Genomic DNA, 26,221 nt, shown 5'->3' on the forward strand with positions numbered 1-26,221 from the left:
GCACAGCCCAGCCGATTGATGTTTTTGGGAGTGGGGAGACCCTATTAGGTCGCCAATGAGCCACTGCCCGCCGTTTTAGGCAGGGCAGCGGCGGTTGTCACGCGCCGGAGTGCCTTGCCTGTGCGATGTCGATCAGCGATCGACAACTGGAACTGTCCACAGGTCAAACTCCGTTGTTGAAGAACCTCGAATTTACCACGGGAATGCCCTAGTTGCAATATCCCCCCCTGGAGGATAGGATGCGCGCATGCAGGATCATCCACCCCATACTGAAGTTGTCAAGCGTCTCAAACGTGCTCAGGGTCACCTCAAAAGCATCGTGACAATGCTGGAGGACGGCCGTGGGTGCTTAGAAATCGCCCAGCAGCTTCAGGCCGTTGAAAAGGCCATCGTCAACGCCAAGAAAACTTTGGTCCACGACCATATTGACCATTGTTTGGATAGTTCGGTGCGCGATGCTGCAACGGCTGAAACAGCCGTGCGCGAATTCAAAGAAATTACCAAATACCTTTGAGACAAGCGCGATCAAAGGAGAAATCGCTCCTTTGGGTGATTTATCGCAGCATGAGAGCAGCCTCAGTAGCAGGCAGAAAGACCCTATGAAAATTGAGGGGGACTAAAATTTCCTCGGCTTCAGAATTCGAAATTTAGTCCCCCTACGGTCCCCATTTCAGCCTCACATTTTGCATCGGTCTGCCATATAAATCGCCTATTTTTTGAGCAGCTTGATTTTGAGCAATTTCGTAAGTTGATGTTTTAAAACAATATTTTTCTTTCATTGCAAGCCAATAAGTCGCCCATCGATTTTATCTATAGGATACGTTATACCTGTTGCATGATTTTTTGGTTAAAATGACGTAACTATTTGATTTTAAACGGATTTTTCAAATTGAAATCACAAGAAAAAGAGCCAATTGCTCATACGCCGATGATGCAGCAGTACCTGCGTCTTAAAGCCGAAGCGGGGCACTTGCTTTTGCTGTATCGGATGGGCGACTTTTATGAAATGTTCTACGAAGACGCTGAGCGAGGGGCAAAGCTGCTTGGCTTGACGCTGACTCGCCGCGGTACGTCGAACGGCTCACCCATCCCCATGGCCGGTTTGCCCTACCACGCGGCTGAAGGCTACCTTGCCAAGCTCGTGGCGCAAGGCGAGTCGGTGGCGATTTGCGAACAGATCGGCGACCCGGCGACCAGCAAAGGGCCCGTCGAGCGCAAGATTGTGCGAATCGTCACACCAGGCACGCTCACCGATGATGCGTTGTTGCCGGCAAAGTCTGATCGGATACTGGCTGCCGTGTTCGTGCCGCGAAAGGGCTACAAGACACCCCGCGCCGGGATCGCCTGGCTCAATTTGGCGAGTGGCGAGTTCAGGCTGTCAGAGTGTGCGATCGAGGCCTTAGATTCAGAACTGCACCGCATCGACCCCGCAGAAATCATCCTCGCTGACGACGCAGAGCAACAACTAACGGTTAACTGCTCAATCGCCAAAGCCCCGCCCTGGCACTTCGAGGCTGAGCAGGCACAAGCAACCTTGTTAGCGCACTTCAAGACTCAATCCCTCTCAGGCTTTGACATCGACGATCTGCCGGTGGCGCAATGCGCAGCTGGCGCGCTGTTGCGCTATGCGGGACGAACACAAACGCAAGCACTGTCACACATCCAAGCGCTGCAAGCCGACCGAGCCAGTCAGTATGTGCTGATGGATCCGCAAACACGGCGCAATCTTGAATTGACGCAGACCTTGGCAGGCGAAGAGTCACCCACCCTGTTTTCGATTCTTGATACGTGCTGCACACCGATGGGCAGTCGCCTGCTCAGACGCTGGTTGCATCACCCGTTGCGGGACAACCCGGTTGTCAGAAGGCGCCAACAATCGATTGCTTGCTTGATGTCAGTCAATGTCGCTGAGGCAGATCATCTGCATGCCATGCCGATTTTGCAATCGCTGCGTGATTCGCTGAATAAGCTTCCCGATCTTGAACGCATCGCCACGCGAATCGCACTGCTTTCGGTTCGTCCTCGAGAGCTTGCCAGTCTGCGCGACGCACTAACCGCGTTGCCCATCATTGAGCAACAGTTGCTCAAAGCAAGTCAGCAAGGTCCTTCAGGACAACACCTGAGTCAGTTAGCCTCAACACTCTTACCACCCGATGGTCTGCACCCGTTATTGTCACGTGCCATTGCAGAAGAACCCGCGGCCATGGTGCGAGATGGCGGTGTGATCGCTGCCGGTTACGATGCTGACCTTGATGAGCTCAGAACCATCTCGACGGATAACGGTAGTTATTTATTGCAAATTGAAGCTCGCGAGCGTGAGCGCACTGGCATTGCGACACTGAGAGTCGAGTTCAATCGGGTACACGGTTTTTTCATCGAAGTCAGCCGTGCTCAAGCCGACAAGGTACCTGACGATTACCGTCGACGACAGACCCTCAAAAACGCCGAACGTTATATCACCCCCGAACTGAAAGCTTGGGAAGATAAAGTCCTATCAGCGCAAGACCGCGCGCTGGCGAGAGAAAAAATGTTGTTCGATGCCTTGCTCGAGCAACTCACCCCCATGGTGTCAGTGTTGGCGACGAGTGCGGCCACCTGCGCTGAGCTAGATACCTTAGTGGCCTTGGCACATCATGCACAGCATCACGATTGGGTGTCACCAGCGCTAGACGACAAGCCAGGTATCGACATCGAACTCGGACGTCATCCGGTGGTTGAGCGAGCGATCGAACGCTTCACGCCTAACAGCTGCGCTTTGAGCGAACAAAGAGCCATGCTCATCATCACCGGCCCCAATATGGGGGGTAAATCAACGTACATGCGCCAAATCGCTTTGATTGCGTTGTTAGCCCGTATTGGCAGTTTTGTGCCAGCCAAACGCGTGCGTATTGGCCCCATCGACAGAATCTTCACGCGTATCGGGGCAGCTGATGATTTGGCGGGCGGACGATCCACCTTCATGATGGAGATGACCGAAGCGGCTGCCATTCTGGCGTCAAGCACACCTCAAAGTCTTGTCTTGATGGACGAAATTGGTCGTGGCACATCAACCTACGACGGCTTGTCTCTGGCTTGGGCGATTGCTTATCGGTTGCTCACCCATAACCGTGCCTTAACCTTGTTCGCGACGCATTATTTTGAGCTCACACGGTTACCCAGTGAGAACGCCACGTCTGCCAACGTCCACCTGGCCGCGGCTGAATCCCCCTCGGGTATTGTGTTTTTGCATGAAGTCAGAGATGGCCCGGCCAGTCGCAGTTACGGGATACAGGTGGCTCAGCGCGCGGGCATTCCGGCTTCGGTCATCCGACACGCCACTCGCGAACTTGAAAGGCTTGAGTCGCAAGGGGCCCCCACCCCACAACTCGGTCTGTTTACCGTCGCCCCAACCGATGAAATATCCGACCTCGTGGCTCAACAGCAAGCCGATACGTTCAAGGCCCTGCAAGCTGCCGTGACTGCTTTGGATCCTGACACGCTAAGCCCACGCGAAGCGCTTGAGGCGCTTTATCAACTGAAAAAGATCATCGAATGAATCCCAACCAACCGCTCGCCCTGCTTGGTGGACTCACGCCCGCCGAGTTCATGAAAACCTATTGGCAGAAGAAACCTCTGCTAGTGCGGCAGGCTTTTCCGGCCTTTAAACCGCCCGTCTCCATCGCTGGTTTAAAGAAATTGGCCAAAGAAGATGATGTCGAATCACGTTTGATCTGGCGCGAAGCAGATCAATGGCAAATGGAGAACGGCCCCTTTGGCCGATTACCTAAAATGGCTGAACCTGATTGGACGCTGCTCGTGCAGAGCGTCGACATTCACGACGATGCCGCGGCGTCACTGATGCATCAGTTTCGGTTTGTACCTGACGCGCGTCTGGATGACCTGATGATCAGCCTGGCTACCGCCGGTGGCGGTGTCGGCCCGCATTTCGATAGCTACGATGTGTTTTTGTTGCAAGCGCATGGTCATCGTCGCTGGCAGTTTGGGCAACAAAAAGACCTCACCCTCGTCCCTGATTTGCCTTTAAAAATTTTGCAGTCATTTCAGCCAGAACAAACATTTATTCTTGAGCCCGGCGATATGCTGTATCTGCCCCCTCAAGCGGCGCACGATGGTGTCGCTTTGGATGAATGCATGACCATCTCTATCGGTTTCAGAGCACCTGACGAAGCTGCCTTGGCGAGGGGAATGCTCGAAGCCGCCGCCGATCAAGTCCTTGCACGGCTGGGGTTAAGCGGCGGGCCCTATGCTGAGCCCGCGTTGCCTGGCCCCGCCCTTGGACAACTGTATCGCGATCCCAAGCAGTCCGCCACGGCCAAACCCGCAGAGCTACCCGAGCAATTGGTCAAAGCGGCGGTACAAGCCGTCAGTAAGATCAAATTTGATGACTCGCTGGCGACAAGATTTTTAGGGTGCTGGCTCACTGAGCCCAATCAGGCTGCTGTGTTTGCTGCTCAGGATGACATTGATGAGGATTTCGGTACTCACTGGCTGTTGGATCGACGCACAAGAATGCTTTATCGCGGCAATCAATTGTTTGTCAACGGTGAGGTTGCGCCATGCAAACCCGAAGCAGGGCTCAAACTGCTTGCTGATCAACGAGTCTTGCCCATGGATACGCGAGCAGCGTCGACTCTGTCAAATCAAGCGCTAGATGCGCTCGATGATTGGGTCAATGCTGGTTGGGTGGTTTTAGCAGATCGCATGAATTGAACATCACAATCAAGCATTAGGTCTTCAAACACCCCGCCCGCTCGATATAAGCGATAACTTCATCAACACCCTCGCCTGTTTTGAGATTGGTCATCACCCACGGACGATCAACCCGCATGCGTTCGGTGTCGTGCCGCATCACGTCAAGGTTAGCCCCAACGTAAGGTGCCAAATCCGTCTTATTGATCACGAGCAGATCACTGCGGGTGATACCGGGCCCACCTTTACGGGGTATTTTCTCGCCACCGGCGACATCGATGACATAAATGGTCAGATCGGATAAATCTGGGCTAAAGGTGGCAGCTAGGTTGTCGCCCCCGGATTCAATAAAAATCAGATCGAGATCGGGAAACCTTTTTTGCATGCGATCAATGGCTTCGAGATTAATGGATGCATCCTCACGGATAGCCGTATGCGGACACCCCCCTGTCTCAACCCCCATGATGCGCTCTGCGGGTAACGCCCCAGCCGCCACCAAGAGTCTCTCATCCTCTTTCGTATAGATGTCGTTGGTGACCACTGCAAGTTTGTATTGATCGCGCATACGTTTGCACAACACTTCGACCAAGGTGGTCTTGCCAGAGCCCACTGGCCCGCCGACGCCAACGCGTAAAGGATTTGAGGACTGCATGTGTTAGCTCCTGAATAGTCTGCTATATTGAGTTTCGTGGCGGGTGCTGGTGACCGCCAAACCAATGGCGGCCGAGCCCAGTTCATCGGGTGAGGTGTTTTTGGCAATGCTCATGGCTTGAGAGACGACTGGCTTTAAACGGTGTAACAGCAACTGACCATCGATTTGCCCGAGCGGCACGATTTTGACGGCAGCAAGTACTTGGTTCTCTAGCCAACTCCAGAGATAGGCGGTCAAAGCCATCTCTTCGTCAATACCCGTTATCGCCGACAGGGCGGCATGTGCTGCCGGATACGTCCATTCGATCACGGGCATCATCTCAACCAGCTGTGTGCCTTGTGACCACTGTTTAAACAGCTTAGCCATTGAGTGCCCCATTTGCATGGATTCGAGCTTGAGTTCTGAGGTTTCTCTTAATGCCGTCAGTTGCTGATTTAGCTCAACGACCATCGATGCATCAACGGCGGATGCTGAGGACTGATCCGATGGTTGCTGCTTGCCAAGTTCATTATCTGAACACGTTTGATAGACCAAACGCCAAAGAGGTAGTTCTTGCCGAGCCAGACTAAGCAACATGACATCGCTGATCCACGTAAACGCCTGGGCGGCATTCGTGACCCAACGATCTTCTACCGCTTGCTCAAGACCCTGTGAATAGGCAAACCCGCCCACAGGCAAGGCAGGACTGGCTAGATGCAAAGCCGCCAACAATGAATCGAGCTTATTTGCGGGCATGCGCTGCAATAGACAATTGCTCACCTAAGTTGCCCCGCGCATGGTCTTCTGCGGATAAGGCAGGGTCGTCGCCGTGATGATGCCCGTGACTACTTGATGCACCGTGGCCGTGGTGATCTCCATGGTTGCAATGTGGCCCATGCACGTGACCTGTGGCGTAGGCCCCACCTTCAGGCAAGAAAGCCTGATACACCATCTCAACATGACCACCCAACCCACGCACCATATCAGCTAGCACTGAATCCGGCTCGATGTAGACCGCTTCGGCTGACAGCATCGCTTTAACGTGTCGATTAGCTAAATGGTAAACCGTGCGCATCAACTCAAAGGCATTGGGGGCAGTGATCTTATAAAGCTCTTGTTCTGCGGCCTGAATCCACAGTCGTTCACCGGCATCACCACACAGCAGATCACCCGCTTGCAGCTGTTCACCGCGGGGCAAAATGACAGCGACCGCTTTGCCGTTGGGAAGCATCGCTGCCAGTCGCGATCGCTGTCTATCTGCCCAGGTGAGCGATAGCACCGGCCAAGGCGTCGACAGCTTATCCATTTCTGCCTGGATTTCAGGATCCATGGCTGACCGGCGGGTATTGAACATCAAGGCCATGTCGTCAGTCTCTCACTTCATTGGTCAGGGGATTAAAAGAGAAAGTATCGTTGAGCCATCGGCAAAACCTCGGCCGGTGGACAATCGAGCAACACCCCATCGGCATAGACTTTGTAGTTTTCCGGGCTAACGGTGATTTTGGGTGTCGCATCGTTGAGTTTCATATCGGCCTTGCTGATGTGGCGGATGCCATGCACCGCAGCAATCTGACGCTGCAAACCCAAGCGCTCAGGTAATCCCTTCTCAATCGCGGCGTGCGATAAGAAAGTGATGCAACTAGACCCAATGGCGCTGGGTGCCGCGCCAAATTGTGGCCGATAGTGCACCGGTTGGGGCGTAGGGATCGAAGCATTGGGATCGCCCATCGCCGCCATCGCAATCATGCCCCCCTTGACCACCGTCGATGGCTTCACCCCAAAGAAGGCGGGTCGCCAGAAAACCAGATCTGCGAATTTACCGACCTCGATCGAGCCGATCTCATGCGCCATGCCGTGGGTGATCGCGGGATTGATGGTGTATTTCGCCACGTAGCGCTTGATACGAGCGTTGTCACTCGTCGATGGATCTGAAAAACCAGGCTCACTCATCGACCCGCGTTGCTCGCGCATCTTGTGTGCAGTCTGCCACGTCCGCATGATGACCTCGCCCACACGCCCCATCGCCTGGCTATCAGAAGAAATCATCGAAAACGCACCGATATCATGCAGGATATCCTCAGCCGCGATCGTTTCTCGGCGAATGCGGCTTTCAGCAAACGCGATATCTTCGGCAATCGAAGCATCGAGATGATGGCAAACCATCAACATATCCAGATGCTCATCCAAGGTATTAATCGTGAAGGGTCGCGTCGGATTGGTGGACGACGGCAACACGTTCGACTCGCCGCAGACACGAATAATGTCAGGCGCATGCCCCCCACCAGCACCCTCGGTGTGGTACGTGTGAATCACGCGACCTTTAATCGCATCCAGTGTGGCTTCCACAAAACCAGACTCGTTCAGAGTATCGGTATGGATCGCCACTTGGGTATCCGTTTGATCTGCGACCGTCAGGCAGTTATCAATCGCGGCAGGCGTGCTGCCCCAGTCTTCATGAAGCTTTAAGCCAACCGCGCCGGCTTCAATCTGTTCGGTCAAGGGGCCCGGTAATGACACGTTGCCTTTACCCAGTAAACCGACATTAATGGGGTAGGATTCCATCGCTTGCAGCATACGCGCCAAATGCCATGGGCCCGGGGTCACCGTCGTTGCAAACGTGCCGGTTGCGGGCCCTGTGCCACCACCAATCATCGTGGTCACACCTGAGCTCAGCGCTTCTTCAATTTGTTGTGGACAAATAAAGTGGATATGGCTATCGATACCGCCCGCGGTGACAATCATGCCTTCCGCAGCAATGACCTCGGTCGCAGGCCCCACCACAATCGTGACGCCTGGTTGAATATCTGGATTGCCTGCTTTGCCAATGCCGCTGATCCGACCGTTCTTGATCCCGATATCGGCTTTAACAATGCCCCACCAGTCAATGATCACCGCATTCGTCACCACGGTATCCACACAATCAGCGCTCATGCGCTGAGATTGACCCATGCCATCACGGATCACTTTACCGCCCCCGAATTTGACCTCTTCCCCGTAAATCGTGAAGTCTTTCTCAATCATGGCTACCAGCGACGTATCGGCCAGGCGCAAACGATCACCGGTCGTTGGACCAAACATTTCTGCATACGCTTGTCGTGAGATTTTCATTTGTCCAACGCCCCCATCACGGCAGCAGTAAAACCATACACCTTGCGATCACCCGCCAAGGCGACCAGTTCAACGACGCGTTCTTGACCAGGCTCGAAACGCACAGCTGTCCCTGCTGGGATATTGAGCCTAAACCCTCTCGCCGCTTGCCGATCAAAGAGCAAAGAACCATTAGTCTCTGCAAAGTGATAATGTGAGCCAATCTGCACGGGACGATCACCCGTGTTCGCCACTTTGACTTCAATCACAGGGCGACCCACATTGATTGTTATCTCGCCTGCCTGAACCATCATTTCACCGGGAATCATGAATTGTCCTTGCGTTATTGAATGGGTTGGTGAACCGTCACCAGTTTCGTCCCATCAGGGAAAGTCGCCTCGATCTGAATGTCGGGAATCATCTCAGGCACGCCTTCCATGACGTCATCGCGCCCCAGCACACTGCGCCCCTCGCTCATTAACACCGCGACCGTTTTGCCGTCACGTGCGCCTTCCATGATTGCGGCTGAAATCAACGCAATCGACTCTGGGACGTTCAGCTTCAAACCACGAGCACGCCGTCGCTCTGCCAATAGCGCTGCCGTAAAAATCAACAACTTATCTTTTTCTCTTGGGGTCAGATCCATGGGGTCTCCGTCATTGAAATCACGTCGCCCACAATCTTGGGGGCACCGCGGGTAGATTAAACACCAAGGCACGCAAATTCGCCCAGGCTTGCTGCAAAATCAATTTAATGACCAAAGGATCTGTCAACACACGACCCACGATCAGCCGCGGGTGTACTGACGTCCAGACAATCGATTCATCGCGTGCACGCAAGTTTTGTACCAAATCTTCTGTCCATTGTCGCTCAGCGGGCAGCACTGCCCAGACCGTAGCAAACGCATGATAACCACGCAAGCCGATGACTGAATTAAAGAGAGGGTCTGCACCGTTGAGTCGCAACCGATCATGCCAGATCAGCTCGCCATCGAGCAACAGCTTCAGCGATTGCGTAAAACAGCCAGTGACGAAAGACTCGCCAGAGGCCTTTCGACCAAAAATCAAATGATCCCACCCCACCAGACTCGCTTCATGCCCGACATCGAACTGGATGGTCGAGTCAACGCGCGCACGATCAAACACGATGGTTTCTTGAGGCAACCACTCGAAAGCGCCCTGAATATGCAGGTCTACCCGTTGCGTCGCGCGCTGTTGGGCATCCGATCCGTACCATTTCGCGGCCGACGGCGTGGTGACTAACCCATGACTATCGCGATCAACCAGACCGCTCACTTCAAGATGGTCACCACCAGCAATCCCGCCCGGTGGATGCACAATGATGGCGTGACAAACCTCAGGGCCTTCGGGATACAGTGCCTTCTGAATTCTCAGCGGCCCCAAGTGCTGGTGCTTGAGTCGAGTTGTCCCCGCAGTGGTTCGATCAAAGTTCAGCTCAAGTTTTGCCGCCCAGCCCGGCGACATGGGTTCAAGCGTTGAGGCAAACGCACCCGTGACCGCCGAGTCGACTACACCGAACTGCTGACCTACCAGGGGTTCAATCACACGCATCAACCAACACCATCAACATCATTAAATACCTCACGGCTAATCAAAACTCAGTGACCGTCACAAAAAACAACCGCTGATCATTTATGATCAAAGCATCATCATGCTCATTATTTTTGCAATATGCAAAAAAATTTCAGCCGAGCCGCGCTTGCACCAAAATGGATCTGATCAAAAATGGCTTCAACCCCGTCAAGCATTTCTTTTAAAGATGCCCTTATTTTCTGGTTCAAACTTGGTTTTATTAGTTTTGGAGGGCCAGCAGGTCAAATCGCGCTCATGCACCAAGAGCTGGTTGAAAAGCGCCGTTGGATATCAGAGAAACGATTTTTGCATGCGCTGAACTATTGTATGGTGCTGCCTGGGCCTGAGGCTCAACAGTTAGCGACCTACATGGGCTGGCTCATGCACAAGACTTGGGGTGGGATTGTCGCGGGCAGCCTGTTCGTCTTACCGTCACTTCTCATTCTGATTGGCCTCTCGTGGGTATATATTGGCTATGGTCATACCCCTTTAGTCAGCGGAATGTTTTATGGGATCAAACCCGCCGTCACCGCCATCGTCTTACAAGCGGTTTACCGGATCGGCTCAAGGACATTGAAGCACCCCATTTTGTGGGCCATCGCAGCAGGTTCTTTCTTTGCCATTTTTGCAGCCAATCTGCCCTTTCCTTGGATCATTATCGGGGCGGCAACCATCGGCTATGTTGTTAATCAGCGCTTACCGTCGGTCTTTAGTGGCAGCCATAGCCACGCTCAAACCAATGTGTCGATTGGCCCCGCGATCATTGATGACGATACGCCAACGCCTGTTCACGCCAGATTTTCCTGGTACCGCTTGAGCACGGTCGTTGCTGTTGGGTTGGCGTTGTGGGCTATCCCGATGGCGCTGTTCACCATGACTTTGGGTTGGGATCACACACTCACACAGATGGGCTGGTTCTTCACCAAAGCGGCACTACTCACTTTTGGCGGCGCCTATGCAGTGCTGCCCTATGTTTATCAAGGGGCGGTCGAGTCGTTCAACTGGCTGACCCCTGCGCAAATGATTGACGGTTTGGCGCTCGGCGAGACGACGCCCGGCCCACTGATCATCGTGGTCGCTTATGTTGGTTTTGTGGGTGGGTATGTCAAGCAGCTATTCGGTTCAGAGTTACTGTTTCTGGCAGGTGCGGCAGCCGCTGTCGTGGTGACTTGGTTTACCTTTCTGCCGTCGTTCTTATTGATTCTGGGCGGCGGGCCTTTCATTGAAAGCACGCATGACAATCTTAAGTTGAAAGCCCAGCTGACGGCCATCACTGCCGCAGTGGTCGGTGTGATGTTGAATCTCGCTCTGTTTTTTGCCTACCATGTCTGGTGGCCCAAAGGCCTGAGCGTTCAACCCGACTGGATCGCCGTGCTGATGACCGTGTTGGCTTGCCTCGCCCTCATCCGCTTTAAACAAAACGTTATGCACGTCATTCTGGCGAGCGCAGTGCTCGGGTTGTTGGTCAACGCGTTGAGGTAAATGCTAAGAGACGAGCACTTAACGAAAGTGGCACGTCAATCATCAGGGTAGGCGCTAAGGTACGTCAGGAAACTTAACCAGATCACGTTCGTACCTCGAAAAAAAACCGAATCAATCAGCTGATTCGGTTTTTTTTACTAACCCGCCAGTGAAGGCGTGAACGACTGAGCGTTAGATCTTATCGGCCAACACCGCAATCATGCGTTGCACCGTCGAGCTTGTGTCACGCTTTCCGTTGGCGTCCAGCACAGTAACCTCAGTGGTCGAACCACCTTGAGACAGATGCAGGCGATAGCTTGGTGCTTTACCCGGGTTTTTAGCACCGAACAGTCGATCAAAGAAACCAGGTTCTTCACGTTTAGCACCTGTATCCGAGTCGACGTAACGCACAAAGTAATCGCCCGTCGAACGATCACGATCATCTACCGTGAACCCGCCTGAATCGAGGGCCACACCGACACGACGCCAGGCACGCTCAAAAGAGTCAGCAATAACGAGGCTGGTTTTGTCGCCCGCTGGCGTGACCGTTGGTGTCTGAGGGCTGGCGCTCCCTTGGCCCATCTTTTTGCGAGCAGTATCAACATCTTCACCCAAGAACACCATGAGACGAGCGATCATGGCAGAGTTCAGACCGGGGTCTTCGCGACCGTTTTTCCAGACAGTACTACTCTCAGCTGCTGCGCCGGCGTTCTCTTCGACCATATGCCGATGAGAGATATAGACCTCTGAGCGATTGCCAGCGCGTTCTATACGTGCCGTAAACTTATCGCGGGTACCGCTGTCATATATCGTATCCAGAAAGCCACCCAGCAAATTGCGCAAAGCATCTTGGGGAATATTGGCCCGATTCTCTGCCCAATTGGTGATCATCAGCCCAGCTTTCGGGTTGGCATTCTCGATACCGAAACCATTCTCAGTAAAGAAGTCTGTCACTCTTGCATACAACTGATCAGGTGGGATCGTCGTTGACAACCAACGCAGGTCGCCGTCCCGCTCAACACGTATATCCTTGTACTGTGGCAACACGGCCGCCTGAGCGTTCGACGATGCGGCGGCACCATCGGCCTTCGTTTGCTGAGTATATTGAGAATAAGTCGTCGTACCGGCTGGTGCCTTGAACTTAGGATCGCCTGCCGCTTGAGTCAAGTCTGGCGGCACACTTAAAGGATCCGTTCGGACAACGCTTTTGTAGTTGATTGAATTATCACCATCCAAGGTACTTTTCAAACTATCCAGACCAAAGCTGTTGCAGCCCGATAGGGTAACGACCAACAACGAGAGTGCGAACAAAGGCACTCGACCCACTTGATTTTTGAAATTCATATTAAAGCAACCCCGCCTGAACCATTGCCGCCCGCAAAGGGGCATGAAACTGAGAACCCAATTCGACCAAAGGCAGCCTTAATCCGCCGGGCATACGCCCCATTTGCGCCAGTGCCCACTTCACGGGCACTGGATTGCCTTCCACGAATAACAATTTATTGAGCAGCGCAAGCTGCCCATTGATCTGCCTGACTCGGGCAACATCGCCCGCGAGCGCTGCCGCACACAACGCACTCATAGCACGCGGTGCAATGTTGGCAGTCACAGAAATATTGCCGCAGCCGCCAAGCAACATTAAAGCCGCCGCAGTGGCATCATCACCGCTCATGACCTGAAAATCTGCAGGCAAATCACGAATCAGTAACGCACCGCGACCAATATCACCCGTCGCATCTTTGATCCCGATAATGCCGGGAATCTGCGCAAGACGCAGCACCGTGTCGTGCGCTAAATCCGCAACCGTTCGGCCAGGTACGTTGTAGAGCACCGTGGGCAAATCGACTGCCTCTTGAATCTTTTTAAAGTGCTGATACATGCCCTCTTGAGAAGGCTTATTGTAGTAAGGCACGACTGATAAACCAGCATGAGCACCCACTTGCCGAGCATGTTCAGCCAAATGTATGGCCTCGCTGGTTGAGTTTGCGCCAACACCTGCGATCACGGGCAACCGACTTGCCGCATGTTCAACCGCTATCTTGATCAACTCGGCGTGCTCATCGACATTCACGGTCGGAGATTCACCCGAAGTGCCAACCACAACAAGGGCGTTTGTCCCTTCTTGCGCATGCCAGTCAATCAGCTGACGGTAACTGGTTAAATCCAGACTGCCGTCAGGGTGCATGGGGGTAACCAATGCGACCATGCTGCCTGTAAAACGAGGTCCCTGGGGGGATGTGCTCGGTGAAACCATATGAGGGTCCAAGATAATGAAGCAAGCCTAAAATGCGCTTGTGTTATTTAATTTGTCGGTGAGTTTAACGGATTCCGCCAAGACACGAGAAAATATACACCGTTGTCAGAGAAATAATCTGACAACCGCCTCACCCAGACGCATCAGCGGCTCTAATATGACCCACAGACTTCCCGTGGCCAATAGAACAATGACTATCAGCATGCCATAAGGTTCAATTCGCCCGAATTGCCAAGCAAGTCGGTTCGGCAACAAACTGAAAACGATCCGGCCACCGTCCAACGGTGGGATCGGGAACAGATTCAAAGCCATCAGCACGAGATTGATTTTGATGCCAGCCAAGGCCATCGCAAACCAGAATTCGTCGCGATTTCCTAAGTCAAACAGCACGCGTTGTCCGATCGCCCACGCAATCGCCATCAGCAAATTAGACGCGGGCCCAGCCAGTGCGACCCAAAGCATGTCCTTTTTGGGATGACGCAGACGACCGAAATCAACGGGGACAGGCTTCGCCCAGCCGAAGATCAGCGGTGCCCCACCGGCCAACCCCGCTATCACCAGCGTCCCAAGCGGGACCAACAGCGTGCCGATGGGATCGATATGCTTCATCGGATTAAGGGTCACTCGGCCTGCCAAAGCAGCTGTCGGGTCTCCGAACAGCCTAGCGACGTAGCCGTGCGCGGCTTCGTGCAAGGTAATCGCAAAAATAACGGGCAACGCACAAATCGTGATGGTTTGAATGATTTCGTTCATAGGATCTGTGAATTATTCGAGACCAAGTGAGGTTGGATCGCCCTTGCCAAGCCTGACAATCTCTGGCGGCAACACCGTCAAATCGATAACGGTTGTCGCCTGTCGGGGGCAAATCCCTGCGTCAAGAATGGCGGCCAGCTGATGCTGATACCGTTGACGGATCTCTTCGGGATCTGTCAGCGGCTCATCTTCTCCCTCAGGGATCAGCGTCGTTGAGAGCAAGGCGGACTGAGCCTGTTCAAGCAACGCATGAGTGATGGGGTGATCCGGCACACGGATACCGATGGTCTTACGCGAGGGATGCGAGACGCGACGAGGCACTTCTTTGGATGCATCGAGAATGAACGTCCATGGGCCGGGTGTGGCTTGCTTGATCAACCTGAATTGTGCATTATCGAGCTTTGCAAACTGGCTGATGTCGGTGAGATCTCTGCACAACAAGGTGAGATGATGGCGATCGTCTAATCCGCGCAATTTGCGCAGTTTATCCGCCGCATTTTTATCATCCAGCCTTGCGACCACGGCATAACTAGAATCCGTCGGGACCGCAACCAACCCACCCTCGTCAATCATCTGAGCGGCTTGTTTTAACAGTCTAATTTGTGGATTTTGCGGATGTAAGGTGAATAATTGAGCCATATCGTCACGATACAACGAATTTCAGTTTTTCAATCGGGCTCACTACCAGTTAGAATAGGGGTTCTGTGTCTCCGTAGCTCAATTGGATAGAGCACCCGCCTTCTAAGCGGGCGGTTGTGAGTTCGATTCTCGCCGGAGGCACCATCAAGTTATAGGCTCTACCCCACGGCAAACATTTCAGGCTCTACCCCATTAACGGGGGATGAGCAGTATTTATTAAGAACCTTAGATACACTGTTTTCTGAGTCGGCAGTGGGGCGAGCTGTGTCATCCCCACTACTAATCTTGGTAATGTCTGACCTCGTACCAGAGCCGATTCCCTCGTTTTTTTCAAAAGCGGTGACAAGCCACTTTTTAGCTTTATCATCGAAATCCAGCCTAACGCCTGCGCGGTGTTTGTCAGACATTAAATTTATTCTGTTTTGACTTTTGTTTGCAATGTGCATTTAAGAAAGAATGCCTTGCAAATCGTTGACCACCTCTGGGTGGTGTTTCAACAGTTTAGACAGCCCGAAACCGTCGCTTTTGCCAGTTCCTTCATCACCCCAAGGCAAATCGATGTCACCAACATCGGGATGATGTAATGCGGCGTGAGCCTCCCCACCCTGTTCTTGTATTAGCCTTTGAATGGCCCCCTTTGCATCGTGCTTATATTCGGTAAATATGTCGGTGTAATGCCCATGCGCTCGCTGACAGTATCGTAGAATGCACGGCGCAAGCGAGCATATTGTCTTGACGCCTCGGGGCTTTGCTCAGCCTCTACTAGCTGACCATGCGTATCTGCTTCGCTGCAAGGCTTGCAAATACTAGCTGTCGGTTGCACGCTGGACGGGCACCACCCCGTCTTTAAGTCCGCCTGCGATGCTTAAGAAAATGCGTGATATCGTCGGTGACAGGCACCGCGACAAGCGCAAACAGCACCGTCGCAAGCGGCATGGTGACTGCGTAGCCTACATATTTGAAGCCTAGCGCACCTGTTAATCCCCCCAGAAAAAAACTCGAGGCCATCGCCACCAGCATTTTTAGCTTCGGACGGCTGGCTTGCACAAACGGCACACCTATTAATTTTTTTTGATTGCGATACACCAGCTTACCGAGTTCAATGCCAATGTCTGTCACGATCCCCGTGATGTGCGTGGTTCGAATTTCAGCATTACTTAATTTCGTGATCACTGCGTTTTGCAAGCCCATGATAAAGCAGAGCAGCATCACCGTTGCCGACACGAAAATACCGTGAATATCGGTCAACAAGCTGCCAATCATGCCAAAACAAAGTAAGAGAATCGCTTCTACCGTTAACGGCAACGCATACTCACTTTGCATGCGGTGCCTTCGTGAATAGTTGACCAGTAGCGCCGAAAAGGCCGCACCGCAGATAAATGAACCAAGTGCCCCTACACCGCCTAATGCGAGGTCATAAGCCCCTAAGGCAACATGGTCGGCCATCGCCGACACAATCCCCGTCATATGTGACGTGTACTGTTGCACAGCCAAAAAACCGCCAGCGTTGATCGCCCCTGCGGTAAACGCCAAAATCAAACCCAGTTGGCGGTCAGCATCCTTGGTGCGCTCATTACCAGCAAGTCTTCTCGAGTAATTTAATGGCATCTTTAATCCAATACCCAACTAACGACAGTCATCGTATACCCTTGCGGTAATATCTCGATAGTTAATTTTAAGCAAACGACCTGACAATATCGGACTGTTGATGAAACTAACGCCTGATCTGATGAAAGCCTTCGCACCGACTGGCGTGTTGCGTGCGTCACTTAACATGGGCAACCCGGTACTTGCCAATGTAGACAGTAATGGGCAGCCTTATGGCATTTCTATCGATTTAGCCCGAGCCTTGGGGGCTGAGTTGAATTTACCTGTCGAGCTTGTGGTGAACAACACTGCCGGCAAATCCGTCGAAACCGTCACCTCAGGGCGTGCCGATATAGGTTTTTTTGCGATCGACCCCGAACGTGGCAAAGAAATCGCTTTCACTTGGCCCTATGTACTCATTGAGGGTTTTTATTTGGTTCGGGCAGCAGACCCTGTCACTCGAAATGATCAAGTTGATGTGATTGGCAAAAAAGTCGTCGTTGGTAAAGGGAGTGCCTACGACTTGTTTTTGAGTCGGCATTTAAAACACGCAGAAATTGTCCATGCGAACTCGTCTCAGGCGGTCGTCCCAACGTTTCTAGATCAGCACATCGACGTGGCTGCCGGGGTCAAGCAACAACTTCAACTGGATACCAAAGGCATTCAAGGGGTCAGATTGCTACCTGAGCGGTTTATGGTCATTCGCCAGGCCATGGGCATTCCAAAAGAAAGGGGCGCCGCTGCTGCCGCATTTTTACGTCATTTTGTTGAAAAAATGAAAGCAGAAGGATTTGTTAAACACTCGATGACCCGTCATAACATCGAGGGTGCAGCGGTGGCACCCACAGCTCTCCCAGATCAAGATCCGTTGATTTAGCTCACGAGCCACTGCAAACGCTGGCTGACGAAAGGCTGCCGAACTGTACGGATTGCCCAGCTCATGAGCGCAGGTTTAAAGATACGGCGAGAAAAGCCATGCGATCTTATTGCGCAACTGAATGAAGAAGCTTTGACTTTGAATCAAGTCAATTGTGATGGGGTCGGCCTTGGAGATCAGTGCATCGACGCGTTGTTCTATTTGCTGTGCAAGCACCTGATCAAATACTTCAAGATCAAGCTCGAAGTTTAAGCGCAGACTTCGCGGATCGAGATTCGAAGATCCGACATACGACCAAGCGCCGTCAATCGTGCAAAGTTTAGAGTGGTCAAAGGTACCTTGGGCGCGCCAGACACGGCAACCGGCACCGAGAACTTGATCGAATTGCGCCATCATCGCGGCATCCACCATTTTCAAATTATTGCTACCTGGCACCACGATATCCACGGTGACACCGCGCAAAGATGCCGTCGATAACGCAGCAATGAGCTGTAGATCGGGTAAAAAATACGGCGACTGTATTCTCACATGATGACGAGCGACGGACAGTGCCCCAAGCAAAATGCGCTGATTATGTGACAAACTCGCATCGTCAGGGCCCGACGGTACACAACGAATCGGCACGCCGACCTCTGGGATGAGTTGTTCGTTGGCGAAAAACCAGGGTTCTCCGGCGAGGGATTCCTTGGTGGTGAACGTCCAATCGTGGGCAAAACTCAACATCATTTGATGAACAGCAGGGCCGCGGACTTCAAAATGCGTATCACGCATCACGTGATCGCCCATCTCACTTGCCGAGAATGCTTTGCGAATATTCATGCCGCCCGTCAGAGCGAGCACGCCGTCAACAATCAACAGTTTTCGGTGGCTACGCAGGTTGGAATAGGCCAGCCTCAAGCCGAAAAACGTGGTCATGAACAGAGCTGTTTTTACACCTGCTTGGGTCAGCATCTGGGTAATTGCCGGTCGCGAATACTTGGAACCCACCGAATCAATCAAGACTCGCACCTCGACTCCACGCGCTTTCGCGTCGATCAACGCCTGGGCAATGCGTACACCCACCGAGTCGTGATCGAAGATGTAGCACTGCACCGCAATCGATTGCTGCGCCCCCTCGATCACACGAATCATGGCCGCATACGTTTCGTCGCCACCGGGGATCAGTGAAATCTGGTTATATCCAAGCAATTGAAAAGGGCCAATGGCGTCGCCCAACTTTTTTTGAGCTGCAAATTGGGGCGCTGAAAAAGCACTCACCGCACTCACGAGCAGACGATCCCTAATTTCTTCGAAACGGACAGCATTGTCCAGTTGCTGCAGTACCTTTTCTTTTCGAATGCGATTGATACCAACAATGAAATAGATGGTTGCCCCAAGCAAAGGGGAAAACAGAATCAACGCGACCCAACCAATCGCCGCGCGTACATCTCGTTTGGTCATCGCGGCGTGTATGACGGCGAGCGCACTGGCAACGGTTGTGAACGCAAAAAGTATGTGCGGCCAGAAACTGATCATGAAACTTTCAAACACTGTCGCGAACACCTTAATGCCCTCTCAACGCAAACATGCTAAAATTTTGCTTCTTCGGTGGCCGTAGCTCAGTTGGTAGAGTCCCAGATTGTGATTCTGGTTGTCGTGGGTTCGAGCCCCATCGGTCACCCCACCATTTTTAGAAGATATCCGGTTCAGGCACTGGTGCACCAAAATCGGTGCGCAAGAAGTCGAAATCGCAGCCCTCATGGGCTTGTTGGATGTGTTTAGAAAACATCCACCCGTAGCCCCTTTCGTAGCGCGGTTCTGGTGCCTTCCAGATCGCTCTGCGTTGCGCAAGCTCTTCATCAGTGACCTCTAGTCTGATGGTCCGTGCGGGCACATCGACAGTGATTAAGTCACCATTCTGAACGAGTGCCAGTGGGCCACCAACATAAGACTCGGGTGAAATATGCAGCACGCAAGCGCCGTAGCTCGTGCCACTCATTCGCGCGTCCGATAGGCGCAACATATCTCTTACGCCCTGCTTTAAGAGCTTCTTGGGCATCGGCAACATCCCCCACTCTGGCATGCCGGGGCCACCCAGCGGGCCGGCATTACGAAGAATCAGCACGTGGTCTGCCGTGACGTCCAGATCATCACGGTCGATCACCGCTTTCATCGACGGATAATCATCAAAAACTAACGCGGGGCCAGTATGCTGATGTAAATGAGCCGGGCATGCACTCGGTTTAATCACGCAACCGTCGGGCGCTAAATTACCCTTTAGCACAGCCAGTGCCCCTTCCGCGTAGATGGGGTTATCGATCGATCTAATCACATCCTCGTTGTAAACCTCAGCGCCTGCAATGTTTTCACCCACGGTTGCGCCTGTGACGGTCAACGCATCGAGGTGCAAATGCTGTTTGATTTGCGTCATCAATCCCAGCAATCCACCCGCGTAAAAAAAGTCTTCCATCAGGTACTTGTCACCACTGGGACGAACGTTGGCAATGACAGGGACAATGCGGCTGAACCGATCAAAGTCCTCTAAACCGATATTGCAGCCTGCCCGCTTCGCTTGAGCGATCACATGAATGATGGCATTGGTCGAGCATCCCATTGCCATCGCCACCGCAATGGCATTCTCAAAGGCGCCATGGGTTTGGATTTTTTGAGGGGTGAGGTCCTCCCACACCATATCCACGATACGGCGCCCCGTTTCGGCTGACATCCGGATATGGTTGGAGTCTGCGGCGGGGATAGACGAGGCACCTGGCAAAGTCATGCCAAGCGCCTCAGCGATGGCGGTCATGGTACTTGCAGTGCCCATTGTCATGCAGGTTCCGTGGCTGCGGGCGATGCCGCCTTCGATCTCCAACCATTGCTTTTGATTGATCAAACCAGCGCGCCGGTCATCCCAATACTTCCAGGCATCCGATCCCGAGCCTAATATCTTGCCTTGCCAGTTACCCCTCAACATGGGCCCAGCTGGCAAGTAAATGGCCGGGTATCCTGCACTCGTTGCACCCATCAGCAACGCTGGTGTTGTCTTGTCACACCCCCCCATCAGCACCACCCCATCCACGGGGTGACAGCGTAAGAGCTCTTCCACATCCATCGCGAGCAGATTTCGATAAAGCATGGTCGTCGGCTTCACAAATTGCTCTGCAAGCGATTGGGCAGGCAGTTCGATGGGAAATCCACCAGCCTGCAAGACACCCTTTTTAACGTCATCAACCCGTTGCTTAAAATGCGTGTGGCAGGGATTGATATCAGACCATGTATTGATAATGCCGATCACAGGCTTACCCGCCCAATCCTCAGGACCAAGGCCCATCTGCATCGCACGGGATCGATGTCCAAATGCGCGCAAATCGTCAGGCGAAAACCAGCGTGCGCTGCGTAAATCTTCTGGGTTTTTGACGCGGTTACTCATCTGTCTGGCTCCTGAGGGTCATCGTGGCACAACCCATCTGATCATTATTGGCAAAATTTAGATTTAAAAGCCTGATTGGTCGTGATTTTCCAGACCATACCGTCATTTTCTTCGCGGACAAACGGCGCCACATCTTTGATAAAAGCCCAAGCAGGCCATTCGTCAACATCGGCTCTTACCCAAAACACCTTATCTACCGTTTGGCACAGTCGGGGCAACACTGCATCCTTATTAACCAGCACTTCGCGACCTAAAGCAGGGTTAAATTGCGCCGCATCTGCAAGTTCGTTGCGCCAGTTGTCTCGCTGTTCGAGATTGGGCCAATCCTCAACAACCCAAGCTGGTTTGCGCATCTTTGTATAGAGAGGCAAATCAAAAGGATAACTTTTTAAAAAGACGAAGGTGTCTTCTGCTTGTAGCTCAAGGGCAATTCGTTCACCCATATTCGCACCACTGTCTTTCTGATTAAACCGAAAGATGACCAATGTCGTGATGCAGACGCAGACGGCAACGACAAAACATGTTCTCACCCCTTGGCGAACCTGCTTACCAAGTGCAGCAGAGCCGGTGCTCAACCAACACACAATCACCTCGGCAAAAAGTACAGCCAGGGGAAATAAAACTGGCAAGATGTAGCCGATCAACTTCGAGGCAGGCACCGAAAAGAACAACCCTATCACAGCCAACCAACACCACATGAGACCACTCAGTTTTGCTTTTGGGCCTCGCCAGAAAACGGGCATGAAAAACCCGAGACTCGCAATCGACCATGGCAACGTTAAGCAAAACACGATGGGAAGATAAAACCAGAACGGCTGCGTGTTGTTAAAGCTTTCGCTGACGAAACGCTCAAAATGTTGATAGACAAAGAAATAATGAAAGAACCCTGGATATAAATGCTGCATCATCAAGAACCAAGGCAGCACGACGATCAAAAATGCGATGATGGCGGGTGGCCAAAGCAGCACACCCAGTTTGCGCCAACGGCCAGAGAACACCAGCCAGAAAAAAAGCACGCCACCTGGCAAGACAACCCCAATAAGCCCTTTTGCCAGAATCGCAAAAGCCGCAAACACCGCAGCCCAGAGCGACATCACTCGCCACGCTTGGCCCGATTCATGACGCAGGACAGCTTCTGCGCCCGCCAGCACGGTCAAGGTCATCATCCCCGCAACTAGCATGTCGAGGTTTGCGTACTGCGCGCCACCATAGAACAAAGGCATGGTCACCAACATGCCGAGCGTGAGCACAGCAACCTTAATCCCGCTATGTTTGCGTACGAACACAAACAGTGTCATCGCCGCCGCCGCGGCGGCGACCACTGGTGCGATACGAGCCGACCACTCATGCACCCCGAACAGGACGAAAGACAATTCGCAGAGCCAGTAGAACAGCGGGGGCTTGTGAAAATAGGGCAACCCGTTCATGAGTGGCACCCATAGACTGTCCGCCCGAAACATATCCCAGGCAACGCCAACATAACGACCTTCGTCTGGCAAATGCAGAAACCGCAGCCATGCCAAACACGCTAGCCATATTGTCACCAATGGGGCGAGCCATCGTTGGGCAGTTGGCTTGAACGTCCAAACCCAAAGTTGTTCTAGAAGCTTGTTCATTGATTAAGTTTTGCAAACAATCGCTAATTGTAGGTCAGGGTGTCTTAGAACAGAAAAACTAGTACGATCACGTCTGCTATCAAAAGTCAGAAGCCCGTCAAACTGGCGCATCGTCCAAGCGAACAAGAATGATACAAAACTCTGGCGTGATTCCAGCTCACTGGCTCGCCAACATCCTCGGCGCAGGCCAAGTCTGTGCATGGGGTTCTCTGTACTACAGCTTCCCACTTCTGGCCGCAGCTATGGGTGCTGACCTCGGGTGGTCGAAACCAGCCATTTTCACGGGTGCCACCATCAGCATGCTCGTGACGGCCTTATTCACGTATCCGGCGGGGTTGGGGATAGATCGCGGCTATGGAAGGTGGCTGATGGCTGGCGCCTCCGTCCTTGCAGCACTGATCCTGCTCTGTTGGTCGGATGTCGACCGCCTGCTGAGCTTTTATTGGCTTTGTGCCGCACTGGGCGCGTTGCAAGCATGCATTCTTTATGAACCCGCCTTTGCAGTCATGGCACGACGAGTCGGATCCGCCAACGCGAGGCCACTCATCACTGTTATCACGCTTTGGGGCGGATTTGCCAGCACGGTATTTATTCCGCTAGAGCAATTTTTGCTCAATCATGTTGGCTGGCGCCAATCCTTGATGATACTGGCGACAATCAACCTCCTTTGGGCGCTTATCTACTGGTCCTGCATCAAACCGCAATTCGATCACGAGCAGGCCTCTCACCGTGAAGCGCATGAAGCCAACAAAGCCAGAGATAACGCGGTCGTGAGAGCCGCACTCAAGACTAGCGTCTTCTGGCTCCTGTTACTGGCTCTGACGCTCTATTCAATCATGTTCACTGTGTTTATCTTTCACGCTTACCCGATTTTGCAAGAAAAGGGCCTCAGCACCGATGATGTTGTGCTTGCGCTCACCCTGTTAGGGCCCGCACAGGTTTTCGGTCGTGTTGTCATTGCCTATCTCGCAAAGACCACGTCGATGCGGATACTGGGTTCGACGGTGGCCTGCGTGTTTCCCTTTATCTTCGGCACGCTCGCCGGGATCGAGCGCCCCGACTTCTGGCTGGTCGCGCTGCTGGTGACCTGCTATGGCTTATCCAATGGCATTTTTACAATTGTGCGCAGTTTGATCGTGCCAGAGCTACTTAGCCGACATGCCTACGGAGCTCTGAATGGTTTGCTGACTGTCCCGTCGATGATTGCCAGAGCCGTTGGTCCGCTCGCTGCAGCCAGCCTCTGGACGATCAACAACTCTTATCAAGTGGTTCTTATCAGCGTATGCTTGACTGCCATCTTGTTTGCCTGCGCATTCTGGTCAGCCACATGGGCCAGCCGGCATCAATCAGACCCCGCTCATCCATTGACGAGTCCCCCCTCAACTAGACCATAACGATTCCTATGTCAGACATTATCGAACTCAACGGTACCGAACTGTCCCAAGCAATCCACCAGCGGCAAGTCTCTTGTGTGGAGGTCATGGATGCCTACTTGACTCAAATTGATCGGTTAAACCCGACAGTCAATGCGCTCGTCGGCTTTGCCGAAAGGGATGCAGTCAAGCGGCTCGCCCAAGAAAGAGACCAGCAACTCGCTCGTGGTGAGAGCATGGGTCCCTTGCATGGCTTTCCACAGGCACCTAAAGATCTTGCACCCGTCGCTGGCATGATCACCACCAATGGTTCGCCCATTTTTAAGAACCAACAAACAACGGTTGATTCAGCCGCCAATGCGAAAGTGAGAGCGGCAGGCGCAATTTTTGTCGCTCGGACAAATTCGCCTGAATTTGGTTTAGGTGGGCATACCTACAACACCGTTTACGGAACGACACTCAATGCATTTGACCAACGTGTCTCTGCCGGGGGGAGTAGTGGCGGCGCAGCGGTCTCGGTGGCGCTTCACCTGTTGCCCTTGGCTGATGGCTCGGACATGATGGGTTCGCTGCGCACGCCTGCCGGCTTCAATAATATCTTCGGTTTTCGTACCTCGTTTGGCTGTGTGCCTGCGGGGCCTGGCGATGAAGTATTTTTTCAGCAATTTGGCGTGGTCGGGCCCATGGCACGCACCGTCACAGACCTCGGTTTATTGCTATCGGTGCAAGCAGGTTTCGACCCGCAAGTACCCCTCACTCGACGGCAGGATGATGCCCGCAAATTTTCGCAACCGCTCGATCAGAACATGAGCGGTAAACGAATCGGCTGGCTAGGTAACTTGAACGGGCACTTGCCCACCGAGCCTGGCATGCTCGAGACATGTCAACAGGCGTTGCAGCATTTTGCACAGGTGGGTTGTCACGTCGAAGAAGTTATCCCTCAATTTGATCTCGATCAACTCTGGCGGGCCTGGATCACCCTCAGAGGCTTTATGTTTACAGGCGCAAACGCGGCCCTCTATCAAGTGCCTGAAAAACGAGCCTTATTGAAACCCGAGGCTATCTGGGAAATTGAAAATGGCTTAAAGCTCACCGCCCTGGACGTCTACGAGGCAGCTCGGGTCAGGACCGCCTGGTATCAAACCTTGCGTCGCTTATTCGAAACCTACGATTATCTCGTCATGCCAACTGCACAAGTGTTTCCTTTCGCAGCAGAACAGCACTGGCCCGCAGAGATCGCAGGTCAAAAGATGGATACCTATCACCGTTGGATGCAAGGGGTCATCATGGCGACCTTTGCCGGGTTGCCAGCCCTGTCCGCACCCGCTGGGTTCGGACCCAATGGTTTACCCGCCGGCATTCAAATCATCGGCCCCGCCCAAGCGGATCTTGAAGTGCTTAAAATGGCACACGCTTATGATCTCGCCAGCGGTTATTCGAAAATTCGCAGTCCGTTGCTGTCATGACCATCACACCTTCAAAAATCGCCTTGATCACGGGTGCTGGCAAGCGCCTGGGGCGAGCTATCGCCCTCGAGTTGGCCCGTGCGGGTTGGGATATTGCTATTCACTATGGCGTGTCTCACCAAGATGCCGAAGAAACCGCGGCGACAATTCGGACGATGGGGCAACGTGCCATTACCCTTCAGGCCGACCTTGAGCACGAGCCAGATGTGGTTGCGCTACTGCCAAGCTGTCATCGCGCACTGGGCGTACCGGACTGCATTGTCAACAATGCTTCACTGTTTGATTACGATGACATTCAGCAATTCAGTTATGCCCACTTAGATAAGCACATGCGAATCAACCTGTCAGCGCCACTGACCTTGTCGCGAGCGCTCTATCACGCCCGACGAGCGCTGACCACTCAACCCGACCAACCTGGTCTTGTCATTAATCTGCTGGATCAAAAGTTGGAAAACTTGAATCCGGATTACTTGTCTTACACCCTATCAAAAGTTGCCTTGAACAATGCGACGACTTTGCTTGCAAAATCACTCGCCCCGACGTTGCGTGTGGTGGGTATCGCGCCAGGCGTCACCATGATGTCCAAGGATCAGACTGAGCAGGGTTTTGCCGCATCAAACAAACTGACGCCGTTGGGCTATTCATCAACCCCTCAAGATATTGCGGCCGCCGTCCTCTATTTGACAACTGCCCATGCAGTAACGGGTACCACCCTGTTTGTCGACGGTGGTCAGCACCTACAACCCATGGACCGCGATGTCGTGTTCCTGACTCAATAACGGCTCGC

24 protein-coding genes and 2 tRNA genes are annotated in these 26,221 nt (G+C 53.0%); 11 read left to right on the forward strand and 15 right to left on the reverse strand.

Translation table 11 applies throughout. From position 1 onward, the window contains the following. Positions 1–247: 247 nt before the first annotated feature. The 3 genes from AC1W8Y_RS00680 (at position 248) to AC1W8Y_RS00690 (ending at position 4,710) form a co-directional block, all read left to right on the forward strand. Entirely contained in the window at positions 248–514 is a 267-nt protein-coding gene (locus AC1W8Y_RS00680; RefSeq protein ID WP_482012531.1) for a metal-sensing transcriptional repressor, read from the forward strand. 414 nt (positions 515–928) lie between these two features. Then, the gene (gene mutS / locus AC1W8Y_RS00685; RefSeq protein ID WP_482012647.1) at positions 929–3,535 is read left to right on the forward strand and encodes a DNA mismatch repair protein MutS; all 2,607 of its coding nucleotides are present in this window, start codon (positions 929–931) and stop codon (positions 3,533–3,535) included. Then, positions 3,532–4,710 (forward strand): JmjC domain-containing protein, encoded by a 1,179-nt coding sequence (locus AC1W8Y_RS00690; protein WP_482012532.1) that lies wholly within the window; start codon positions 3,532–3,534, stop codon positions 4,708–4,710. Before mutS ends, AC1W8Y_RS00690 begins: the two co-directional genes overlap by 4 nt. A gap of 16 nt (positions 4,711–4,726) precedes the next feature. Here AC1W8Y_RS00690 and ureG read toward each other — a convergent pair whose 3' ends face one another. From ureG to AC1W8Y_RS00725, 7 genes are read right to left on the reverse strand one after another with little or no spacing between them, the layout of a single operon-like run. Further along, positions 4,727–5,341: an urease accessory protein UreG gene (gene ureG / locus AC1W8Y_RS00695; protein WP_482012533.1), complete on the reverse strand. Its 615-nt coding sequence runs from the start codon at positions 5,339–5,341 to the stop codon at positions 4,727–4,729. 3 nt (positions 5,342–5,344) lie between these two features. Then, complete coding sequence (locus AC1W8Y_RS00700) at positions 5,345–6,100, reverse strand: urease accessory protein UreF (protein WP_482012534.1); 756 nt, start codon at positions 6,098–6,100, stop codon at positions 5,345–5,347. After that, positions 6,063–6,683 carry an urease accessory protein UreE gene (locus AC1W8Y_RS00705; protein WP_482012535.1) on the reverse strand — a complete coding sequence of 207 codons (621 nt, stop codon included), beginning with the start codon at positions 6,681–6,683 and terminating at the stop codon, positions 6,063–6,065. Before AC1W8Y_RS00705 ends, AC1W8Y_RS00700 begins: the two co-directional genes overlap by 38 nt. Before the next feature lie 32 nt (positions 6,684–6,715). After that, complete coding sequence (gene ureC, locus AC1W8Y_RS00710; protein ID WP_482012536.1) at positions 6,716–8,428, reverse strand: urease subunit alpha; 1,713 nt, start codon at positions 8,426–8,428, stop codon at positions 6,716–6,718. Beyond that, positions 8,425–8,736, reverse strand: coding sequence for an urease subunit beta (locus AC1W8Y_RS00715; protein WP_482012537.1), 312 nt, complete (start codon positions 8,734–8,736; stop codon positions 8,425–8,427). The genes ureC and AC1W8Y_RS00715 overlap by 4 nt, the downstream gene beginning before the upstream one ends. Before the next feature lie 14 nt (positions 8,737–8,750). Further along, positions 8,751–9,053, reverse strand: coding sequence for an urease subunit gamma (locus AC1W8Y_RS00720; protein ID WP_482012538.1), 303 nt, complete (start codon positions 9,051–9,053; stop codon positions 8,751–8,753). 19 nt (positions 9,054–9,072) lie between these two features. Next, complete coding sequence (locus AC1W8Y_RS00725; RefSeq protein ID WP_482012539.1) at positions 9,073–9,978, reverse strand: urease accessory protein UreD; 906 nt, start codon at positions 9,976–9,978, stop codon at positions 9,073–9,075. Positions 9,979–10,152: 174 nt separating this feature from the next. Between AC1W8Y_RS00725 and chrA the strand changes: the two genes are divergently transcribed. Then, a complete protein-coding gene (gene chrA, locus AC1W8Y_RS00730; protein WP_482012540.1) occupies positions 10,153–11,481 on the forward strand; it encodes a chromate efflux transporter in 1,329 nt (442 codons plus the stop codon). Between the two features lie 171 nt (positions 11,482–11,652). On the opposite strand, the gene bamC is transcribed toward chrA, so the two are convergent. The 4 genes from bamC to AC1W8Y_RS00750 form a co-directional block, all read right to left on the reverse strand. Further along, a complete protein-coding gene (gene bamC, locus AC1W8Y_RS00735) occupies positions 11,653–12,804 on the reverse strand; it encodes an outer membrane protein assembly factor BamC (RefSeq protein WP_482012541.1) in 1,152 nt (383 codons plus the stop codon). A gap of 1 nt (position 12,805) precedes the next feature. Further along, positions 12,806–13,714, reverse strand: a complete 909-nt coding sequence (dapA, locus tag AC1W8Y_RS00740; protein ID WP_482012542.1) for a 4-hydroxy-tetrahydrodipicolinate synthase — start codon at positions 13,712–13,714, stop codon at positions 12,806–12,808. A 105-nt stretch (positions 13,715–13,819) separates the two neighbouring features. Further along, positions 13,820–14,467: a site-2 protease family protein gene (locus AC1W8Y_RS00745; protein ID WP_482012543.1), complete on the reverse strand. Its 648-nt coding sequence runs from the start codon at positions 14,465–14,467 to the stop codon at positions 13,820–13,822. Positions 14,468–14,479: 12 nt separating this feature from the next. After that, positions 14,480–15,106 (reverse strand): L-threonylcarbamoyladenylate synthase, encoded by a 627-nt coding sequence (locus AC1W8Y_RS00750; protein WP_482012544.1) that lies wholly within the window; start codon positions 15,104–15,106, stop codon positions 14,480–14,482. Between the two features lie 67 nt (positions 15,107–15,173). Between AC1W8Y_RS00750 and AC1W8Y_RS00755 the strand changes: the two genes are divergently transcribed. Further along, positions 15,174–15,250 (forward strand) — tRNA-Arg (locus AC1W8Y_RS00755). 317 nt (positions 15,251–15,567) lie between these two features. Beyond that, entirely contained in the window at positions 15,568–15,690 is a 123-nt protein-coding gene (locus AC1W8Y_RS00760) for a hypothetical protein (RefSeq protein WP_482012545.1), read from the forward strand. Positions 15,691–15,952: 262 nt separating this feature from the next. On the opposite strand, the gene AC1W8Y_RS00765 is transcribed toward AC1W8Y_RS00760, so the two are convergent. Beyond that, entirely contained in the window at positions 15,953–16,714 is a 762-nt protein-coding gene (locus AC1W8Y_RS00765) for a YoaK family protein (protein WP_482012546.1), read from the reverse strand. 100 nt (positions 16,715–16,814) lie between these two features. Between AC1W8Y_RS00765 and AC1W8Y_RS00770 the strand changes: the two genes are divergently transcribed. Further along, the gene (locus tag AC1W8Y_RS00770; RefSeq protein ID WP_482012547.1) at positions 16,815–17,570 is read left to right on the forward strand and encodes an ABC transporter substrate-binding protein; all 756 of its coding nucleotides are present in this window, start codon (positions 16,815–16,817) and stop codon (positions 17,568–17,570) included. A gap of 75 nt (positions 17,571–17,645) precedes the next feature. On the opposite strand, the gene AC1W8Y_RS00775 is transcribed toward AC1W8Y_RS00770, so the two are convergent. Continuing rightward, a complete protein-coding gene (locus AC1W8Y_RS00775; RefSeq protein ID WP_482012548.1) occupies positions 17,646–19,085 on the reverse strand; it encodes a phospholipase D-like domain-containing protein in 1,440 nt (479 codons plus the stop codon). A 72-nt stretch (positions 19,086–19,157) separates the two neighbouring features. Here AC1W8Y_RS00775 and AC1W8Y_RS00780 point away from each other — a divergent pair. Continuing rightward, positions 19,158–19,233, forward strand: a tRNA-His gene (locus AC1W8Y_RS00780). Positions 19,234–19,239: 6 nt separating this feature from the next. Here the strand turns inward: AC1W8Y_RS00780 and araD are convergent. Then, complete coding sequence (gene araD, locus AC1W8Y_RS00785) at positions 19,240–20,979, reverse strand: L-arabinonate dehydratase (protein WP_482012549.1); 1,740 nt, start codon at positions 20,977–20,979, stop codon at positions 19,240–19,242. A 44-nt stretch (positions 20,980–21,023) separates the two neighbouring features. After that, a complete protein-coding gene (locus tag AC1W8Y_RS00790; protein WP_482012550.1) occupies positions 21,024–22,595 on the reverse strand; it encodes an ArnT family glycosyltransferase in 1,572 nt (523 codons plus the stop codon). 128 nt (positions 22,596–22,723) lie between these two features. Here AC1W8Y_RS00790 and AC1W8Y_RS00795 point away from each other — a divergent pair, with 128 nt between their 5' ends. The 3 genes from AC1W8Y_RS00795 to AC1W8Y_RS00805 are packed head-to-tail and all read left to right on the forward strand — an operon-like array spanning position 22,724 to position 26,213. Then, positions 22,724–23,989 (forward strand): MFS transporter, encoded by a 1,266-nt coding sequence (locus AC1W8Y_RS00795; protein ID WP_482012551.1) that lies wholly within the window; start codon positions 22,724–22,726, stop codon positions 23,987–23,989. Positions 23,990–23,997: 8 nt separating this feature from the next. Further along, positions 23,998–25,434 (forward strand): amidase, encoded by a 1,437-nt coding sequence (locus AC1W8Y_RS00800; protein WP_482012552.1) that lies wholly within the window; start codon positions 23,998–24,000, stop codon positions 25,432–25,434. Then, positions 25,431–26,213: an SDR family oxidoreductase gene (locus AC1W8Y_RS00805; protein ID WP_482012553.1), complete on the forward strand. Its 783-nt coding sequence runs from the start codon at positions 25,431–25,433 to the stop codon at positions 26,211–26,213. The genes AC1W8Y_RS00800 and AC1W8Y_RS00805 overlap by 4 nt, the downstream gene beginning before the upstream one ends. Positions 26,214–26,221 lie beyond the last annotated feature (8 nt).

This window comes from Jezberella sp. (genome assembly GCF_964834465.1).

Bases quoted from the DNA above. Each gene is read 5' to 3' on its own strand.
- AC1W8Y_RS00680 (WP_482012531.1), top strand. From the start codon at position 248: ATGCAGGATCATCCACCCCATACTGAAGTTGTCAAGCGTCTCAAACGT.
- mutS (WP_482012647.1), top strand. From the start codon at position 929: ATGATGCAGCAGTACCTGCGTCTTAAAGCCGAAGCGGGGCACTTGCTT.
- AC1W8Y_RS00690 (WP_482012532.1), top strand. From the start codon at position 3,532: ATGAATCCCAACCAACCGCTCGCCCTGCTTGGTGGACTCACGCCCGCC.
- ureG (WP_482012533.1), bottom strand. From the start codon at position 5,341: ATGCAGTCCTCAAATCCTTTACGCGTTGGCGTCGGCGGGCCAGTGGGC.
- AC1W8Y_RS00705 (WP_482012535.1), bottom strand. From the start codon at position 6,683: ATGGCCTTGATGTTCAATACCCGCCGGTCAGCCATGGATCCTGAAATC.
- ureC (WP_482012536.1), bottom strand. From the start codon at position 8,428: ATGAAAATCTCACGACAAGCGTATGCAGAAATGTTTGGTCCAACGACC.
- AC1W8Y_RS00715 (WP_482012537.1), bottom strand. From the start codon at position 8,736: ATGATTCCCGGTGAAATGATGGTTCAGGCAGGCGAGATAACAATCAAT.
- AC1W8Y_RS00720 (WP_482012538.1), bottom strand. From the start codon at position 9,053: ATGGATCTGACCCCAAGAGAAAAAGATAAGTTGTTGATTTTTACGGCA.
- AC1W8Y_RS00725 (WP_482012539.1), bottom strand. From the start codon at position 9,978: ATGCGTGTGATTGAACCCCTGGTAGGTCAGCAGTTCGGTGTAGTCGAC.
- chrA (WP_482012540.1), top strand. From the start codon at position 10,153: ATGGCTTCAACCCCGTCAAGCATTTCTTTTAAAGATGCCCTTATTTTC.
- bamC (WP_482012541.1), bottom strand. From the start codon at position 12,804: ATGAATTTCAAAAATCAAGTGGGTCGAGTGCCTTTGTTCGCACTCTCG.
- dapA (WP_482012542.1), bottom strand. From the start codon at position 13,714: ATGGTTTCACCGAGCACATCCCCCCAGGGACCTCGTTTTACAGGCAGC.
- AC1W8Y_RS00745 (WP_482012543.1), bottom strand. From the start codon at position 14,467: ATGAACGAAATCATTCAAACCATCACGATTTGTGCGTTGCCCGTTATT.
- AC1W8Y_RS00750 (WP_482012544.1), bottom strand. From the start codon at position 15,106: ATGGCTCAATTATTCACCTTACATCCGCAAAATCCACAAATTAGACTG.
- AC1W8Y_RS00765 (WP_482012546.1), bottom strand. From the start codon at position 16,714: ATGCCATTAAATTACTCGAGAAGACTTGCTGGTAATGAGCGCACCAAG.
- AC1W8Y_RS00770 (WP_482012547.1), top strand. From the start codon at position 16,815: ATGAAACTAACGCCTGATCTGATGAAAGCCTTCGCACCGACTGGCGTG.
- AC1W8Y_RS00775 (WP_482012548.1), bottom strand. From the start codon at position 19,085: ATGATCAGTTTCTGGCCGCACATACTTTTTGCGTTCACAACCGTTGCC.
- araD (WP_482012549.1), bottom strand. From the start codon at position 20,979: ATGAGTAACCGCGTCAAAAACCCAGAAGATTTACGCAGCGCACGCTGG.
- AC1W8Y_RS00790 (WP_482012550.1), bottom strand. From the start codon at position 22,595: ATGAACAAGCTTCTAGAACAACTTTGGGTTTGGACGTTCAAGCCAACT.
- AC1W8Y_RS00795 (WP_482012551.1), top strand. From the start codon at position 22,724: ATGATACAAAACTCTGGCGTGATTCCAGCTCACTGGCTCGCCAACATC.
- AC1W8Y_RS00800 (WP_482012552.1), top strand. From the start codon at position 23,998: ATGTCAGACATTATCGAACTCAACGGTACCGAACTGTCCCAAGCAATC.
- AC1W8Y_RS00805 (WP_482012553.1), top strand. From the start codon at position 25,431: ATGACCATCACACCTTCAAAAATCGCCTTGATCACGGGTGCTGGCAAG.